Origin of the sequence: uncultured Dialister sp., from assembly GCF_900541605.1 — a bacterium.
Lineage (GTDB): Bacteria > Bacillota > Negativicutes > Veillonellales > Dialisteraceae > Dialister.
This window is the reverse complement of sequence record NZ_UQKJ01000016.1, coordinates 1-17,587: the sequence shown is the minus strand read 5'-3', so window position 1 is coordinate 17,587 and position 17,587 is coordinate 1. Positions and strand designations below refer to the sequence as shown.

The window sequence follows — 17,587 nt, the reverse complement described above, 5'->3', positions numbered from 1 at the left end:
CATGGAACTCTTGGAAATCCGAAATGTGACGAAGGTCTTCCATACCCGGAGCTTCTGGGGAAAGGCGAAAGAAATCCGTGCCTTGGACGGCGTGAGCCTTACCCTGTCCAAGGGAGAGTCCCTGGGCATCGTGGGAGAGTCGGGCTGCGGGAAATCTACCCTGGCCAGCCTCATCATCCACCTGGCAGAGCCCACGAGCGGGGAAATCCTTCTCTACGGCCGGGATATTTCCCATGCAAAAGAAAAGGAGGTCCGGGAAATCCGAAAGAAAATACAGATTGTCTTCCAGGACCCCTATTCTTCCCTGTCGCCCCGCATGAAAATCGGGGACATCCTCATGGAACCGGCCCGGGTGATGGGGGAGTTTTCTGAAATCCATCGCCGGCAGCGGGCGGAAGAACTGCTGGAAATGGTGGGCCTCAGAAAGAGCGCCATGGACCGGTATCCCCATGAATTTTCCGGCGGCCAGCGGCAGCGCATCTCCATCGCCCGGGCCCTCATGACGAGGCCGGAAATCCTCATCCTCGATGAACCTACCTCTGCCCTGGACGTATCCGTACAGGCCCAGGTATTGAATCTTCTCATGGACCTTCGGGAACAGCTGCACTTGACGTACCTCTTCATTTCCCATAACCTGGTGGTGGTGCGGTATATTTCCGACCGCACGGCGGTGATGGAAAAGGGAAAGATTGTGGAAATCGGCACCTCTGACCACATCCTCACCCATCCGGCGGACCCCTATACAAAGGAGCTCATCGCCGCAGTCCCCATGATAGGGAAAACCTTCATCCCACCGCATCGAATTGCAGACCTGGGATAGGGAAGTCGTGTGTGGCAAAGTGGCGTGCAAATGGGGGAGGGCTGTGAGCTTTTAGCCTTTAGCCTTGAGCTCTATAGGCCCTGTGGGCCGGGTAACGTGTGGTTAAGCAGAATGCGAACAAGCGGAGGCTTTTATTTGCTGGCCGCTGGCCACCAGGAAAGATGTCCAGCCTGCGGCGCAGCCGCTATTTTCGATGACCTCCCCTATCTATGGGGGGGTGGCGCCGAAGGCGACGGAGGGGGGTTCCCTGATGTCGGTCTAACCGGATCCTCTCCATACCATCGGCACCCACCCACCGCAAGCGGTCCCCCCGATCGCCTTAGCGATGAAAGTGTCTCACTGCATTCTCAGTCGCCTGCGGCTCCCTACGAATGCAGTTCGCTTACTTTTCCCTCTAAAGAGGGAGGATTGGGGTGCTTTGGCGGCGAAGCCGCTGGACTTCAACTCTCTTTCCTCAACTCTCAAATCTAATCCGGGAGGCATCCATGACATCTATCCAATACGAACATCTTCGCCATCTCATCGAGAAGATGATGGCTTACTATTCCATTCCCGGCATGGCCATAGGCATCGTCGACGGGGACCACGGGGAAACCATGAGCTTCGGATGGCGGAATAGAAAGGGAGACCCCTTTACGGCAGATACCATCAGCGGCATCGGTTCCTGCTCGAAATCCATGACCTCCTTCGTGGTCATGAAAATGGCAGAAAAGGGAGTCCTGGATATAGACCAGCCGGTGGCGGAGTATATCCCCGGCTTTGCCCTGTGGGATGAGAAGGCCTCTTCCCAGGTGACGCTCCGGGACATGATGTGCCACCGTACCGGAGTCGGCGGCCACGATGGGGCATGGCCGGACAATTCCATATCCCGGGCGGAGTATCTTTCCCGGCTGAAATACCTGGAACCGAACCGTCCCTTCCGTACGGAGGCCCAGTACAGCAATGTCATGTACGCCGCCATCGGCGGCATTCTGGAAGCGGTGACAGGAAAGAAGTGGGAAACCCTGGTGGAAGAAGAAATCTTCCGGCCCCTTCACATGGACCGCAGTTTCTGCCTTATGGATGATGCCGCAAGACAGGATAACTGTGCCATGCCCTTCCGCTGGGACCGGGGACTCCGTGAAATTCCCCGATGGAATATCGACCAGGCCGGCCCCTGCGGCTCTGTCATGAGCACCGCCGAAGACATGGTGAAATGGCTCAGTTTCCACATCCATGGGGGAAAGGTGGGCGATGAGTACCTCCTCTATCCGGCGGATTTCCTGGAAATGCATACACCCCAGATACTCATGGACTATCCCCATGTGAAAGGGGGAAGGAGCCTGGGCTACGGCTTCGGGTGGCGGATCATGGAATACCATGGAGCCATCGTCCAGCAGCATACGGGAAAAATCGAAGGGTACAGTGCATTCCAGTTCTATATTCCCTCCCTTTCCGCTGGCGCCGTTTATCTCCAGAATCTCCATGCCCCCGATAATCCTATGATTTTTGGGGTGCAGGGATTTCTCCTGGACGCCTTTCTGGGAAGGAAAGAGGAAGACTGGTACCGCCTGTATACAGAATCCGGGAAGACCCATGCGCCGGAGGATATGTACCACCACCTGGAATTTCACTGCCTTCCCGAAAGCAGTGCCCAGGGACCCCTGTCCCATGAAATGGCAGCCTATGAGGGGGACTATGAAAATCCTGGCTATGGCCGGTTCCATGTCACCGTAAAGGAGGGCCGTTTCTTTCTGGATGAACGGGCGGTGAAGGGCCTTTCCATGACCCATCTTTACTATGACACCTTCCGGGTGGATGGGGTGAAGGAGGATACGGACCTCTACACCATTCCCCTCACCTTCTACGCCGATGATCGGGGCCGCATCGCCGGTTTCCACCTTCCCATGGAACCAAAGGCAGGCTCCATCGATTTTAGAAAGGTGGAGTGAGACCGGCCTATAGATGGGATGGTCGGGAGCGAGAGCGACATGGATATGGAGTCGTCCGTCCTGTGGCGGCTGATGCCTGAGGCGAAAGGCTCAATGCCCGTCTGCACGTATACTCATACACTTGCTGATGACCGGTTCATAAATGTCTCGTAATTATATATGTTATAATGTACGGCAGACAGTGCATGACTGCCATATTCATATATAGGAGGCAATGAAATGGAGTACAGAATCAGACAGGGAAATATAGACGATGCCAAAGCACTGGCAGCGGTGGAGGCGGAATGCTTTCCCAAGGCGGAAGCTGCTACGGCAGAGGAAATCAGGGACCGTCTCTCGGTGTATCCGAACCACTTCCTCCTTCTTTACAGAGACGGAAAGCTGGTGGGTTTCATTGACGGTATGACTACTGATGAGAAGGATCTCACCGATGAAATGTATGAAAAGGCTTCCCTCCATAAAGAGAATGGCCCATGGCAGATGATTTTCGGCCTGAATACCATCCCTTCCTGCCGCCGGGAAGGATGCGCCGGCCGGCTTATCGAAGCCTTCAAGGCCCAGGCGAAGAAAGAGGGAAAGAAGGGCATCGTCCTCACCTGCAAAGACCGGCTGGTTCATTACTATGCCAAATTCGGATTTGTGAATGAGGGAGTGTCAGAATCTACCCACGGCCATGTGGTATGGTACCAGATGCGTCTCACATTCTGATCTTCACTTATAGAAACTGTCTATACCATACTATAGAAAAAGCGTAAACAGAAAGACTTTACAGGGCAGGAGGGACCGTCAGCAGCGGTTTCTCCTGTTCTTTATTTCTTCAGAAAATTGAATTATAATAAAAATGTATAGATTTAATACTTGATTTCTGCATAAAAACGGGGGTTGTATTTATGAATTGCCGTTTCATGGGAGGAATTGTACTGGCCCTCTGCCTGCTGCCGGCAGTGGTCGGAGCGGCTGGCGAAGCTGCCGGTTCCCTGCCGGATGAAGAAAATAGTGAAATCCACTACACATCGGTCTATTCCTCCGCCTTTTCTACAGATGGGATGAACCATGAGTCCCAGTCGTCCCTGTACTTCAATGATGGCTTCGGCCGGCTTACGGAATTTGAGATGAAATCAGAAAACCACGTGATGACACTGACCATCCGGCAGAACATGGGAGTCGTTTGGAAAGGGAGCTGCCACGTGGACAATGATGCCTTCTCCGTGGTCCGCCGGGAAAGCATGGGCCATATCTACTTCCTGATCACCATGGGCGAACACCACTACCGCGGTGAAATCACGGGCGATGACAAATGGGAAATCTCGGAGGACAAAGGGAAACTGCCGGTATCCCTGCTTCCTGCTTCTTCGGGAAATGTAGAAGAAGTTACCGCCCGGCCAACAGTAAAAGGTAAATAAATTTCTATTTTCCAACATAGTTTATTTTGATTCCTGCTGAGGTCTTGTAGTATAATATAGGAAATATAACATTTAGGCTTTATAGCTTGGTAAGGTTTAAGAAAGGAAGGTTCAAGGGGCAAAAGGGGAAAATCCTTTTTGTTAACGGAAAACAAAAGCCCACCTTCCGGCAGGCGGTGAGAGACCTGTTGGAGCAGGGAACCGGACTTTCCTGATTCTCGAAAAGGAATGGAATCAGTAAGTTTTATTCGTGCATAGTAAGGTGAGAAACATGAAGAGACAGATCCACTTAAAACCGGAGGATTTGAAAGAAAGTGATAAACTGGGACTGACCTACAACCTGGGGCAGGCCCATAAGAAAATGCTGCTCAAGCAGTCCGGCATTATGAAGAAATTCGGCCTCACTGCCCGGCAGTCCCTGATCATCGCTTACCTGTCCACCCATAAGAAAGATGTGGTCACCCAGAAGACGCTGGAAGAACATCTGCACCTCACAAACCCCACCATTACGGTGATGGTGAAATCCATGATTGAAAAGGGCCTGGTCCGCAAGGAACGGGTGCCCGATGATGCCCGTAAATACCGGCTCTTCCTGACGGACAAGGCAAAGCAGGTAGAGCAGGCCAGCCGAGAAGCATCCCGGGACCTGGACGAATCCTTCTATGAAGGTATCTCTGAAAACGATATGCAGATCTTCAAAGGCGTGCTCCGCCGTATCATGAAGAATATTGATATGGCATGATAAAAGAAAAACGCCATCGATGGATGGCGTTTTTTTATGCGATTTTCTAATTGAGAGGTATTTTCAAAATAAAGGGATTATGATATAATACAGTTGAAGACAGTGACACAGACACTGCCTTCACAACAGATTCCTGCCAATGGGCAGGAAACACTCCTTTATCTCCTTTTGTTTTACACTCTCACAGAAAAAGCGGCCGGAAGGCCGCTTTTTCTTGTATGTAAGAGAGTTTTGTACACAAATTGCTGAAGAGAGTATCTGTGTTAATTAGGAATGAGGAATGAGGAATGGTGGTGGCGGCGCACAAATTGGAAAGCGCCGCCTTATGAATCTAAACTGCGGCTTTGCCGCCTGATTTGACCAGCCCGTGAAAGGCCCATCCTTTCAGGGTCCGGCCGTTACCCTTCAGCCCTCTTCCTTTGCAGTGTCTCCGTTGTAACACCGTCACAGGCATTTATCTGGGAGATTTCGGGGCTCTCTCTCACATACTGTTTTTACAATCATCTTCATTCCGTCGCGTACCACCGCTCGAAATGACGTTAAAGGGAAGGGAGCACTCGCTTACGGTACTTTCTTATAAATGAGATAACCAATAGCAGGACAGCCTTTCGGACATCATAAAAAGGCGGCGCTATATGAACTGTGCGCCGCCACAACCATTCCTAATTCCTAACTCCTAATTTATTTATACCGTATGATCCTGTCTGCGAAGGCGTGGAACCGGGGGTCCATGAGGGCAGGGTCCATATTTTCCGGATGCCACTGGACAGCGGCGACGAGGTCGTTATCCCGGCTTTCCACGGCTTCGATGACGCCGTCTTTGGCGCGGGCAGCAGCGGTGAGGGAGGGGGCCAGTTTCTTGATGCCCTCCCGGTGACGGGAATTCACGTAGAGTCCGTCTCCCAGAATGCTGTGGAGGCGGCTCTCTTTTTCTATGTCCACGTAGTGGGTGGCTATATTGCCCGGTGCTTTCTGCATGTGCTGGATGAAGGCCTTTGGGTTCTGGGCTGCCATGTCCTGCCAAAGGGTGCCGCCCAGGGTCACGTTCAGGATCTGCATGCCCCGGCAGATGCCGAGGATCGGTTTGCCCCTCTTCAGGCAGGTCTTGATGAGGGCGATTTCGAAGGTATCCCGCTTGTCATAGGTGGGCCCGATGCACCACAGCGGTTCTTCCCCGTAGAAACGGGGAGATGGGTTCGGTCCGCCGGGAAGAACCGGGGCGTCGAAGGTATCTGCGAATTCTTCGGGGTCCGCATAGTCATCGTAGGCGATGACGATAGGCAGTATACCTGCCCGTCCCAGGGCGTTGAGGAGTGGACGGGGGGCATAGTCCGCCATTTTCTGGTTGATCGGTTTCATATCCGCCAGCAGTGTATCGGCGGTGACGGCAGCAATTGGTTTACTCAAATCAGGTTCCTCCTTAGTTCATTGTGTCATATTGATTCCATCATAGCATAAAATGGGGCATGGCGGATACGACGTTTGTGGTTGGGTGTGTGCGCAGGGATGGGGCTTTTAGCTTTTAGCCTTGAGCCTTGAGCGGAACAGCCTGTGGCACCGGTGTGACTGCGTTTATATGCGAACGAACGGGGCTTCCAGCTGTTCGCTGCCAGAAAAACTGGTCAGCCTGTGGGGCTTCGCCTGAAGAGAGGGGTCTTCCTTATATAACGTGGCCTTCAGCAGCAGATGTTACCGATGGCAGTTGAGCCTCTGATCATGTCGGATCTTTGGGTAACTCGCAATTCGGCGGCTTCGCCGAAGAACAGGTATATAATTGCGGCGCTCTAATATTTTGATGCGCCGCACCACCACTCCTCACTCCTCACTTTTTCACCGGTTCCAGCCGAACGCCAACCGAGGGCTGCTGTCCCAACCATACCTCTCTACTTTTCCCTCATTGCCTGATGTGATAAAATAGCTTAAAAGTGTTGTCTTTTTTAGGAGGTGTTACGTTGTTCGCCTACGCGTTCACGTTTCTCACTGCCCTGGTGGTCACATTCGTACTGACGCCGGTGGTGAAAAACCTGGCCATCCGCATCGGCGCCGTGGATAAGCCGGATGCAAGGAAGGTCCATCATGGACTGATTCCCCGGCTGGGAGGTCTTGCTATTTATGCGGGATTCATGGTATCGGTCATTGCCACCATCGGCTTTACCTATGAAATGGTGGGCATTATGGCAGGGGCCACGTTCCTCATTATCGTGGGAATTGCGGATGATGTGGTTTCCCTTCCGCCGAAGGTGAAACTGCTGGGGCAGATCATTGCGGCTGCTATTCCGGTGGTTATTTTCAATATCAACATCGATTGGATTCACATTCCCCGGCTGGGTATTGTGTATCTTCCGGAAATCATTTCCCTGCCCCTCACCATTTTCTGGATTATCGGTTTCATCAATACGGTGAACCTTATCGATGGCCTGGATGGTCTGGCGGCAGGCATTGCCACCATTGCTTCCATTGCCATTGCGCTCCTGGCGTTCCAGATGGGCCAGTGGACAGCGGCGGCGGCCATGGTAGCCATGACCGGTGCCTGCCTGGCATTTCTCCAGTATAATTTCAATCCCGCCAAGATTTTCATGGGCGATACGGGGTCCATGTTCCTTGGCTATATCATCGCTTCCGTGTCGGTGATGGGGTCCATGAAGACCGCTGCTGCTGCTGTGCTCATCGTGCCGCTGGTGGCGCTGGCGGTGCCCATTACGGATACCTTCCTCGCCATTATCCGCAGGAAGTCCAGCGGTGTGCCGATCTTTTCACCGGATAAGAACCACCTCCACCATCGGCTCCTGGCGAAGGGACTGAACCAGAAACAGGTGGTGCTCATCATGTATGCACTCACCGCCTTTTTCTCCTGCGTGGCCCTCGTAGTTATTCACCTCCGGACCCTGGTAGGCATTATCATCGTGGCGGCAGCCCTTATACTTTTCATCCTCTGGGCAAGGAAACTGGGAGTCATGAAGGAAATCGTTCCTTCCCCCTACCAGATGGAACACCAGAAAGAAAAGGAAAAGAAAGGGAAGGATAAGAAAGACGAGAAAAAATGAGTCACCGGGAAAGAGAGGAGAACTAATCAGGAATGAGGAATTAGGAATTAGAAATGATTGTGTGCCGCATCAAAATTATAGAGCGGCACGAAGATTTGTATCCAGCGGCAAAGCCGCAAAATATATAATTTGCGGCGCTTTCTCAATCTGATGCGCCGCACCACCATTCCTCATTCCTCATTCCTAATTCCTCATTAACGGATTTTCTCCTTCACCTGTTGACTATGCATTCCCAAATATATATCTATATAAAGAGAGGAATCAATTATGAAAGTAATGACGATTTTTGGTACCCGGCCGGAAGCTATCAAGATGGCGCCGGTGGTGAAGGAACTGCTGAAGCACAGGGAAATCGAGACGAAGGTATGCCTCACTGCCCAGCATCGGGAAATGCTGGACCAGGTGGTGGACCTCTTCAAGCTTCCTGTGGACTACGACCTGGATATCATGAAGAGCGGACAGACCCTCTATGACATCACAGCCCGGGTGCTCCGGGGCCTGGAAGAGGTGCTGAAACGGGAAAAACCGGACTACGTACTGGTCCATGGCGATACCACCACCACCTTTACCGCAGCCCTGGCTGCTTTTTACCAGCAGATTAAAGTGGGCCATGTGGAAGCAGGTCTTCGGACGGGAAATCTCCTTTCTCCCTATCCGGAAGAAGCAAACCGCCAGCTTACCGGTGTCCTGGCCAATGTGAACTTTGCTCCCACGGAGACAGCACGACAGAACCTGCTCCGGGAAAACAAGAAGGACAGCTCCATTTTCGTCGTAGGCAATACGGTCATCGATGCCCTTCTCCATACGGTGAAGAAGGACTACCATTTCGAGGATCCGGAAATCGAATCCATCGAGGAACATAAGCGGGTCATCCTTGTCACCACCCACCGCAGGGAAAATCTGGGGGATCCCATGCACCATGTGTACAGGGCTCTCCGCCGGCTGGTGGAAGCGGTGCCGGATACGGAAGTGGTATTTCCGGTTCACCGGAATCCTCTCGTCCGTGAAGCGGTTTCGGAAGAACTGGAAGGGGTACCGGGTATCCACCTGGTGGAACCGATGGAATATGAACCCTTCACAAACCTCATGGCAAAGAGTGCCATCGTCCTCACCGATTCCGGCGGAATCCAGGAAGAAGCGCCGAGCCTTGGCAAGCCGGTCCTCGTGCTCCGGGATACCACAGAGAGGCCGGAGGCCGTGGAAGCCGGCACCGTACGGCTCGTAGGCACCGATGAGGAAAGGGTCTTTGAGACGGCCTATAAACTTCTCACCGATGAAAAGGAATACAAGTCCATGGCTGAAGCGGTGAACCCCTACGGCGATGGCAAGTCTGCCGAGCGTATCGTGGATGCTCTTTTGTGGATTGAAGGAATCAGTGACAAAAAACCTACTAAATTTATAGCCAAGTGACAATCGGTATGGTATACTGTAGCAGTATAAATGCAATTTGTGTTTAACGTGCCCATTTTTGTAAATGCAAATGATGGAGAGGGGACATGGAAAAGGGAAAGGACAGGAAGAAAGCGCCGGCCGATGATTTCAACCCGCTGCACAGCATTGCGGTGGCATCAGGAGCTGGTCTTACGATTCTCGTTTCCATTGGCATCGGCATCTGGCTGGGCGTGAAGTACGATGAGTTTTTCGGCACTTCGCCCATCGGTGTCATTGCGTTTTCCATCATCGGGGCCGCTTCCGGTATGTATTCTGTAATCAAACAGATTTTGGGAAAGAAATAGCATGAAATTTGATCTCACATTTCCAAATTATGCAGTTCGTATTACAAAATATCTGCTGGTTTTTTGTGTTCTGGGAACAGTGATTCTCTTCGTCTGGAAAGGATGGACCTATGGCCTTGCCTGGGCTCTGGGGACCCTCTTTCATATACTTTTCTATAAATTTCTTCTGGTCAAGTTTAACCAGTGGGTCAAAGCTGAAAGGGAGCCGGAATTTATCGGACAGCATCTATTTATCTTTACTACCATGCGGTTCATTCTGGAAATACTCGCTGCCCTTGCGGTCATTTTCAGCCCGCTGGATATACTTGCCTTTTTAGGTGGCTTACTTACACTGCCCATGGCGAGCCTTGTGGAGCGTCTGGTCGGTTTAATTAAGGAATAGAATCTTTTCTTGACATCCTTGTAAGAGAGAGGGGGTGAGATTATGCATCTGCACACAGGTACCCATGCGGTAGAGCAGCTTTTCGGCATGTCTGTCAACATGGACACGATTTTCACTACATGGCTTACAGCCCTTATCGTTTTCATCTGTGTCTTTGCTGCTACCAGGGGCAGGAAACTGATTCCCGGCGGCTGGCAGAACATGATTGAATGGCTCATCGAAGGTCTGTGCAACCAGTTCGACAGCAACCTGGGACCGAAATACCGCCAGATCGTCAATATCCTTCTGACGTTTTTCCTGTTCATCTTTACTGCGAACCAGATCGGCCTTCTGCCGACAGAACACCTGACAGCGTCTCCAACCAATGATGTGAATACCACGCTGGGCCTGGCCATCGCCAGCTCCCTGCTCCTTCACTTCTATTTCATCAAGAATAAGGGCGTAGGACATTGGCTGAAGCACTTCTTTGAACCGTTCCCGGTATTCGTTCTGATGAACCTGATCGAAGAGATTGCAAGGCCGGTTACGCTGGCTATGCGTCTATTCGGCAACATCCTGGCCGGTGAAATCCTGCTGGAAATTCTGTATTTCCTCTGCCCGTGGTTCGTACCTATGATCTGGATTGCCTTCAGCTTGTTTGTCGGTGCGGTCCAGGCATACATTTTCACCACCCTTGCTTCCGTGTACATGAAGGAAAGCCTTTGATTCCGGTGGAGCAGAGCGCCGCTCTTTATTAAACGGCACGGCACCGTCCGTCCAAACGGCTGGTAAACATCGGCACCGACCGCATCCGGAAAAAATTTTAAGTGATTCTCAGGAGGAATTATTATTATGGATCAGACAATCGTCGCACAGTATTCCCTTATTGCAGCAGCAATTATCGCTGGCCTCGCTGCTATCGCAGCTGCATTCTCCGATTCCAAAGCTGCTTCCCATGCTCTCGAAGGCATGACCCGCCAGCCGGAAATGGCAGGCAAGCTGTTCACCAACATGCTCGTTGCTATCGGCCTTATCGAATCTATCCCGATTATTGCTATCGTTATCGCTCTGGTTCTCGTATTCGCTAACCCATTCCTTAAATAATATTAGCCAATAATATTACCTTAAGGAGGGATCGAATTGGTAGAATTAAATGGTACACTGCTGATTCAGATCATCAACTTCGTTATTCTGTGTGCAATTCTCGGCCATTTCTGCTACAAGCCGGTACTGAAAGTTCTCGACGAACGTAAGAACCGCATTAAGAATGACCTGGATTCCGCTGCCGCATCCAAGGCAGACGCTGAAAAGCTGAAAGAATCCTATGAAGAACAGCTCCGCGATGCACAGGCTAAGGCCCAGGAAATTGTCGACAAGGCAGTGAAGGAAGCCAAAGCCCAGGCAGATGCCCAGATTAAAGAAGCCCATGATGCGATTGAAAAGGAAAAAGACAACGCAGCCAAACAGATTGAAAGAGAACGCAAGGATGCTCTTGATGATTTGAAATCTCAGGTTGCTGCCCTTTCCTGCGATATTGCAGCTAAGATCATCAGCAAAAACATGACGCCGGAAACCAATGACCGGCTCATTGCGGAAAGCATCGCCAAGCTGGGTGCCCGCAAAGCAGGTAAGTAATCATGGATAAGAACGTAATCCTTGCAAAAAAGTACGGACGTGCTATCTATGAAATCGCTGCCGAACAGAACAGCCTGAAACAGACAGAAGAAGACCTGGTGCTGATTGCGGATGCTATCCGTAAGAATCAGAACCTCAAGGATTTTCTGAATCATCCTCTGCTTCACAGGGATGTCAAGAAAGATACGTTAAAGAAATTATTTGCAGACAAGGTGCAGCCGGTTGTCCTGCAATTCTGCTATGTGGTTATGGACAAAGACCGTTTCGAAGTATTCCCGATGATGGTCGACTACTACGTGGCCATGGCTCATGAAGGCATGGGTGTAGAAGAAGCAGTTGTAACATCTGCTCTTCCGCTCAGCAAATCCCAGGCTGAAGCGCTGAAGGATAAGCTTGCCGATATTACCGGAAAGAAGATTATCCTGAAGCAGAAAGTGGATACAGCTCTCATTGGCGGCTTTACCGTCCAGGTGGGGGACCGTCTTATCGATGGTTCCGTTGCCCGTCAGCTGGATACACTGAAAGCGAAAATGATGCAATAATTGAGGTGACTTATAGGAAATGAAAATCAGTTCAGATGAAATTACATCTGTCATTAAAAAACAGATTGAAAACTACAAAGTAGACCTCAATGTCGATGAAGTTGGTACGGTTCTTGAAGTCGGCGACGGCATTGCCCATATCTATGGCCTGCAGAACTGCATGGCCGGCGAACTGCTTGAACTGCCGCACGGCGTTTACGGCATGGCCCTGAACCTGGAAGAAAGCAACGTAGGTGCCGTACTCCTGGGTCATTCCGAAACCATTAAGGAAGGCGATACTGTCAAGAGAACAGGCCGCCTGATGCAGGTACCGGTAGGCGACGCAGTCATCGGACGCGTTGTCAATGCACTGGGCCAGCCAATTGATGGTAAAGGCGAAATCAAGACCAAAGAATTCCGCGACATTGAAATCAAGGCACCGGGAATTGCCGACAGACAGCCGGTTAATGTCCCCCTGCAGACAGGTCTGAAATCTATCGACTCCATGGTCCCGATCGGACGCGGCCAGCGCGAACTGATCATTGGCGACCGTGGTACCGGTAAAACAGCTATCGGTATCGATACCATTCTGAACCAGAAGGGTCAGAACGTAATTTGTATTTATGTATCCATCGGCCAGAAGAACTCCAACGTAGTTCGTGTATACGACAGACTGAAATCTGCCGGTGCCATGGATTACTCCATCATCGTCCATGCAGGCGCATCCGAAGGTTCTCCAATGCAGTACCTGGCTCCTTATTCCGGCGTATCCATTGCAGAATACTTCATGCACCAGGGCAAAGATGTCCTCATCATTTATGATGACCTCTCCAAGCACGCTGTAGCATACCGTGCAATGTCCCTTCTGCTTCGTCGTCCACCGGGACGTGAAGCATATCCGGGCGATGTATTCTACCTGCACTCCAGACTGCTGGAACGCGCAGCCCGTCTCTCCGATGACCTGGGCGGCGGTTCCATCACCGCACTGCCGATTATCGAAACCCTGGCAGGCGACGTAGGTGCATACATTCCTACCAACGTTATTTCCATTACCGATGGCCAGATTTATCTGGAAACCGGCCTGTTCTATTCCGGCGTACGTCCGGCTATCAACGTCGGCCTCTCCGTATCCCGTGTAGGCGGCGCTGCCCAGATTAAAGCCATGAAGCAGGTTGCCGGCACCCTCCGTCTGGACCTCGCCCAGTACCGCGAACTGGCAGCATTCGCACAGTTCGGTTCTGACCTGGATCCCGCTACAAAGGCACAGATTGACCGCGGCCAGAGAACCACGGAAATCCTGAAACAGCCACAGTACACCCCGTACCCCGTCGAAGACCAGGTACTGGCTATCTACATCGCTGTTAAAGGTGCCCTGGACGACATCGAAGTCAGCCAGGTCGTGGACTTTGAACACAAGTTCATTGATTTCATGCACAGCAGCCATCCGGAAGTTGGCGAAGACATCAAGAAGGCAAAGAAACTGACCGACGAAAATGAAGCCAGACTGAAAGATGCCATCGCTGAATTCAAAGACCGCTATAAAGCAGCTGAATCTGAAGAAAAGTCGGAAAAGAAAGAGGGGTGATCTGATTGGAAAGTACGCGTGATATAAAAGGGCGCATTAAGTCTGTCACCAACATCCAGCAGATCACAAAAGCAATGAAGATGGTAGCCGCTGCCCGTCTGCGCAAAGCAGAAGAAAAGGCAAACGGCTCCCGTCCCTATGCTGAAAAAATCGGAGAACTTCTGCGCCGGGCTTCTTCCGTAACCCCAGGCTTCACCAGCCCCCTCCTTGCGACGAGACCGGTGAAGAAGGTCGGCTATCTCATTATCAGCTCTGATAAAGGCCTTGCCGGCGCTTATAACTCCAACGTTATGAAGCGGACCATACAGGAAATCTCCGGTAAGGATCCGGCCAGCTACAGCATTTATATGTGTGGGAAACAGGGAAGAAATTTCCTGAAATTCCGTGGCTACGAACTGGCATCCTACCATTTCGGCTTTTCTGATAAACCATCCGCCCAGGACTCCATTGACATCGCCAAGGAAATGGTGAAATACTTCGTTGACGAAGATGTGGATGAAGTTTATCTTATTTACACGAAATTTATCACTGCCCTCCGCCAGCAGGTACGGTGCGACCGGCTTCTGCCGATTGAAACCCCCGATGACGGTGCGGCAGAAGGAGCAGCTGAAGAATCTGCTGCCAGCGATGAATACATGTTCCTCCCTGACGCAAACAAGGTTCTCTCTAAACTGCTTCCTGAATATGTACAGGTGCAGGTATATAACGCCATGCTTCAGTCTGCTGCTTCCGAACTGGGAAGCCGTATGGCTGCCATGTCCGCTGCAACCGACAACGCAACCGAAAGAATCGCAGACCTCAACCTTTCGTACAACAAAGCACGTCAGGCCCAGGTTACCAACGAAATTTCCGAAATCGTCGGCGGCGCAGCTGCGCTTGAATAAACCCGCATAATCTAATCAAGGAGGAATGCTTCTTCATGGCAAATGAACAGGAGATGCAGGTAGGTAAAGTCGTCCAGGTCATCGGCGCCGTTGTCGATATCGCTTTTGACGATGATAAAGAACTTCCTGCCATCTATAATGCAATCCATGTAAAAGACGAAAAAGGCAGCGTTCCTGTAGATGTTATCTGTGAAACCATGCAGCACTTGGGTGACGGCGTTGTCCGCACCGTTGCCATGAGCTCCACAGATGGCATGGTACGTGGAATGAAAGCTGTCGACACCGGCCGTGCAATTGCTACCCCGGTAGGCGATGGCGTCCTTGGACGTATTTTCAACGTATTAGGCCAGACCGTAGATAAGGACCCCACACCGGTTAAATCCGATGACTTCTGGCCAATTCACCGCCAGGCACCGGCTTTCAAAGACCAGTCCCCGGCTGCTGAAATTTTCGAAACCGGCATCAAAGTCGTCGACCTCATCTGCCCATACGCAAAAGGCGGTAAGGTAGGTCTGTTCGGCGGTGCAGGCGTAGGCAAAACCGTCCTGATTCAGGAACTGATCCACAACGTGGCATCTGAACACAACGGCTGCTCCGTATTCTGCGGCGTAGGCGAAAGAACCCGTGAAGGCAACGATCTCTGGGGCGAAATGAAAGACTCCGGCGTCCTCAATAAGGTTGCCCTGGTATACGGCCAGATGAACGAACCGCCGGGAGCTCGTATGAGAGTTGCCCTCACCGGTCTGACCATGGCTGAATACTTCCGTGATAAAGAACATCAGGACGTACTTCTCTTCGTAGATAACATTTTCCGTTTCGTACAGGCAGGCTCCGAAGTATCCGCACTGCTCGGCCGTATGCCATCCGCCGTAGGCTACCAGCCAACCCTGGCTACCGATATCGGCGAACTGCAGGAACGAATCACTTCCACCAAGGAAGGCTCCATTACCTCTGTACAGGCTGTCTATGTACCGGCCGATGACCTCACCGACCCGGCTCCGGCAGGCGTATTCACCCACCTGGATGCTACCACCGTACTGAACCGTTCCATTGCAGAACTCGGTATTTATCCGGCCGTAGATCCGCTGGACTCCACCTCCCGTATCCTGGACCCCAACGTCCTCGGTAAGGAACACTATGAAGTGGCCCGCGGCGTACAGGCTATTCTGCAGCGTTACAAAGAACTGCAGGATATCATCGCCATCCTCGGTATGGAAGAACTTTCCGACGATGATAAGCTGATCGTTGCTCGTGCCAGAAAGATTCAGAGATTCCTGTCTCAGCCATTCTTCGTAGCTGAACAGTTCACAGGCTCCCCGGGAAGATATGTACCTCTGAAAGAAACCATCCGCGGCTTCAAGGAAATCCTTGCAGGCGAACACGATGACCTTCCGGAAGGTGCATTCTACATGGTAGGAACCATTGATGAAGCAATCGAAAAGGCTGAAAAGATGAAGAAAGGGGAATAAGCCATGGCTGATACCCTTACGAATCCTATGCATGTGGAAGTCATCAGTCCGGACGGCGCCATCTACAAAGATGACGGCGTAGACATGGTGGTTGCCCGTGCAGAAGACGGCGAATTTGCTGTCATGAAACGGCACCTTCCCCTGGCTGCTGCTCTTGAAATGTGCGTAGTACGCGTGAAAAAAGCAGACAAAGAGGAACGGATTGCTGTATTTGGCGGATTCCTTGAAACCAAAAACAGCAAGGTCAATGTGATTGCCCCGCTGGCTGAACTGGCGGAAAACATTGATGTAGCCCGTGCCCAGGCCGCTAAGAAGCGCGCTGAAGAAAGACTGGCCCGCCACGAAGAAGATCTCGACGTGGAAAGGGCAAGACTGGCTCTTCTCCGTGCCATCACCCGGCTGAAAGCAACAAACAGCCTCTGATAAGGTCCATAAAAAATCCGTACCCATTGATTGGGTACGGATTTTTTTACATTCCGGTCCATGGTACAATAGGGGCAGGGAGAGGAAAGGAGACCTTATGAAAAAATCAATCATAGCCTTTATGGCAGCCATCTTTCTGTTCTTTTCACTGCCCATGGCCTATGCAGACTACACATCCTGGGAAGACAGCACCTACGATTTCAAAAGCGTAAAAGCCGTTTATATCGATGCCATAGACACGTCAGAGTCCGGAATCACCAGCGCAGCCAGGGATATGAAACTGAAAGAAGATTTCTACAGGAGAGTATCTAAAATCAAAGGGCCCAAAGTCCAGGCAGCCCAGCCGGAAGCAGAGACTCCGGGGACATTGGAAACAGAAGCGGTCTCTACGGAAGTGAAAGATAAGGCTCCGTCCATTGTGCCGAAAGAAGCGGCAGATGGGGGAGCGGATATCTATATCTATCCGAAGCTCACCCTGTGGCAGGTAGATTCTTACCTGGTTCCGGCCCATACGGAATGGCGGGACGTGGAAGTGCGGGACGCCTGGCGGGACAGGGATGGACACTGGCATGAATTCTACCGCACCGAGACCTATCCGGAATACGTGCCCTCCTACTACGTGCCCTGTGCCTCGGTGGCAGTCACCTTTGAATGGTACGACGTGAAGACCGGGAAACTGGTAGCCACCAGTGAAGACAGCCGGGTCCGGGGGTCTGAGAGCAATCCCACCGCCCTCTATGACCGCATTGTTGACCGGTTCTGCAAGAATGCGAAGAAAACATTGGAAAAGTGAGGCGCGAATATGCGGTCATTCTCCAAGGGCCTCCATACTGATGGATCATTTCACCTGCTGAGGATACCGGTAAGCGAGAGCCCCTTAGAGATGGAGGTGCTTCGGCCGGGCTCTAAGGTGCTCGCTTAATGTGCAGGCTATGCTCGCAAATGAGCCCGGCTTGGGCATCCTCTGCAGGATGCCCACATAGGACTTCCAAGTTTGGCCTGAATACAAAAGGCGCTTAGCCTGCCCATCAAA

The 17,587-nt window shown here is 51.7% G+C and carries 19 protein-coding genes; 18 read left to right on the top strand and 1 reads right to left on the bottom strand.

Translation table 11 applies throughout. The features are described from left to right. Nucleotide 1: 1 nt before the first annotated feature. The 5 genes from QZR21_RS02320 to QZR21_RS02300 all read left to right on the top strand — a co-directional run bounded on the left by QZR21_RS02320 (nucleotide 2) and on the right by QZR21_RS02300 (nucleotide 4,896). Nucleotides 2-820 (top strand): ATP-binding cassette domain-containing protein, encoded by an 819-nt coding sequence (locus tag QZR21_RS02320; protein ID WP_296098151.1) that lies wholly within the window; start codon nucleotides 2-4, stop codon nucleotides 818-820. A gap of 485 nt (nucleotides 821-1,305) precedes the next feature. Further along, on the top strand, nucleotides 1,306-2,751 hold the full coding sequence (locus QZR21_RS02315) for a serine hydrolase (protein ID WP_296098149.1): 1,446 nt from the start codon (nucleotides 1,306-1,308) through the stop codon (nucleotides 2,749-2,751). Nucleotides 2,752-2,970: 219 nt separating this feature from the next. Then, the gene (locus QZR21_RS02310; RefSeq protein ID WP_296973556.1) at nucleotides 2,971-3,459 is read left to right on the top strand and encodes a GNAT family N-acetyltransferase; all 489 of its coding nucleotides are present in this window, start codon (nucleotides 2,971-2,973) and stop codon (nucleotides 3,457-3,459) included. Nucleotides 3,460-3,656: 197 nt separating this feature from the next. Further along, complete coding sequence (locus QZR21_RS02305) at nucleotides 3,657-4,154, top strand: hypothetical protein (RefSeq protein WP_296098144.1); 498 nt, start codon at nucleotides 3,657-3,659, stop codon at nucleotides 4,152-4,154. Between the two features lie 271 nt (nucleotides 4,155-4,425). Next, the gene (locus QZR21_RS02300) at nucleotides 4,426-4,896 is read left to right on the top strand and encodes a MarR family winged helix-turn-helix transcriptional regulator (RefSeq protein WP_296973552.1); all 471 of its coding nucleotides are present in this window, start codon (nucleotides 4,426-4,428) and stop codon (nucleotides 4,894-4,896) included. A gap of 681 nt (nucleotides 4,897-5,577) precedes the next feature. Here QZR21_RS02300 and QZR21_RS02295 read toward each other — a convergent pair. Then, entirely contained in the window at nucleotides 5,578-6,303 is a 726-nt protein-coding gene (locus QZR21_RS02295) for a gamma-glutamyl-gamma-aminobutyrate hydrolase family protein (RefSeq protein WP_296973550.1), read from the bottom strand. 545 nt (nucleotides 6,304-6,848) lie between these two features. On the opposite strand from QZR21_RS02295, the gene QZR21_RS02290 reads away from it, so the two are divergent. The 13 genes from QZR21_RS02290 to QZR21_RS02230 all read left to right on the top strand — a co-directional run bounded on the left by QZR21_RS02290 (nucleotide 6,849) and on the right by QZR21_RS02230 (nucleotide 17,347). After that, on the top strand, nucleotides 6,849-7,940 hold the full coding sequence (locus QZR21_RS02290) for a glycosyltransferase family 4 protein (protein WP_296098138.1): 1,092 nt from the start codon (nucleotides 6,849-6,851) through the stop codon (nucleotides 7,938-7,940). 267 nt (nucleotides 7,941-8,207) lie between these two features. Continuing rightward, nucleotides 8,208-9,350: a non-hydrolyzing UDP-N-acetylglucosamine 2-epimerase gene (gene wecB / locus QZR21_RS02285; protein ID WP_296098135.1), complete on the top strand. Its 1,143-nt coding sequence runs from the start codon at nucleotides 8,208-8,210 to the stop codon at nucleotides 9,348-9,350. An 86-nt stretch (nucleotides 9,351-9,436) separates the two neighbouring features. Further along, nucleotides 9,437-9,676, top strand: a complete 240-nt coding sequence (locus QZR21_RS02280; RefSeq protein WP_296098133.1) for an AtpZ/AtpI family protein — start codon at nucleotides 9,437-9,439, stop codon at nucleotides 9,674-9,676. Nucleotide 9,677: 1 nt separating this feature from the next. Continuing rightward, on the top strand, nucleotides 9,678-10,058 hold the full coding sequence (locus QZR21_RS02275) for a hypothetical protein (protein WP_296973547.1): 381 nt from the start codon (nucleotides 9,678-9,680) through the stop codon (nucleotides 10,056-10,058). A gap of 42 nt (nucleotides 10,059-10,100) precedes the next feature. Further along, nucleotides 10,101-10,763, top strand: a complete 663-nt coding sequence (atpB, locus tag QZR21_RS02270; RefSeq protein WP_296098129.1) for a F0F1 ATP synthase subunit A — start codon at nucleotides 10,101-10,103, stop codon at nucleotides 10,761-10,763. A gap of 126 nt (nucleotides 10,764-10,889) precedes the next feature. Then, on the top strand, nucleotides 10,890-11,141 hold the full coding sequence (gene atpE / locus QZR21_RS02265) for a F0F1 ATP synthase subunit C (RefSeq protein WP_296098127.1): 252 nt from the start codon (nucleotides 10,890-10,892) through the stop codon (nucleotides 11,139-11,141). 36 nt (nucleotides 11,142-11,177) lie between these two features. Continuing rightward, nucleotides 11,178-11,672, top strand: coding sequence for a F0F1 ATP synthase subunit B (gene atpF, locus QZR21_RS02260; RefSeq protein WP_296098125.1), 495 nt, complete (start codon nucleotides 11,178-11,180; stop codon nucleotides 11,670-11,672). 2 nt (nucleotides 11,673-11,674) lie between these two features. Next, on the top strand, nucleotides 11,675-12,214 hold the full coding sequence (locus QZR21_RS02255) for a F0F1 ATP synthase subunit delta (RefSeq protein WP_296973542.1): 540 nt from the start codon (nucleotides 11,675-11,677) through the stop codon (nucleotides 12,212-12,214). Nucleotides 12,215-12,233: 19 nt separating this feature from the next. Further along, the gene (gene atpA, locus QZR21_RS02250; protein WP_296098120.1) at nucleotides 12,234-13,778 is read left to right on the top strand and encodes a F0F1 ATP synthase subunit alpha; all 1,545 of its coding nucleotides are present in this window, start codon (nucleotides 12,234-12,236) and stop codon (nucleotides 13,776-13,778) included. 5 nt (nucleotides 13,779-13,783) lie between these two features. Next, the gene (atpG, locus tag QZR21_RS02245) at nucleotides 13,784-14,662 is read left to right on the top strand and encodes an ATP synthase F1 subunit gamma (protein ID WP_296098118.1); all 879 of its coding nucleotides are present in this window, start codon (nucleotides 13,784-13,786) and stop codon (nucleotides 14,660-14,662) included. Nucleotides 14,663-14,697: 35 nt separating this feature from the next. Beyond that, a complete protein-coding gene (gene atpD / locus QZR21_RS02240) occupies nucleotides 14,698-16,131 on the top strand; it encodes a F0F1 ATP synthase subunit beta (protein ID WP_296098117.1) in 1,434 nt (477 codons plus the stop codon). 3 nt (nucleotides 16,132-16,134) lie between these two features. Next, complete coding sequence (locus QZR21_RS02235; RefSeq protein ID WP_296098115.1) at nucleotides 16,135-16,554, top strand: F0F1 ATP synthase subunit epsilon; 420 nt, start codon at nucleotides 16,135-16,137, stop codon at nucleotides 16,552-16,554. Nucleotides 16,555-16,651: 97 nt separating this feature from the next. After that, nucleotides 16,652-17,347, top strand: coding sequence for a hypothetical protein (locus QZR21_RS02230; protein WP_296098114.1), 696 nt, complete (start codon nucleotides 16,652-16,654; stop codon nucleotides 17,345-17,347). Nucleotides 17,348-17,587 lie beyond the last annotated feature (240 nt).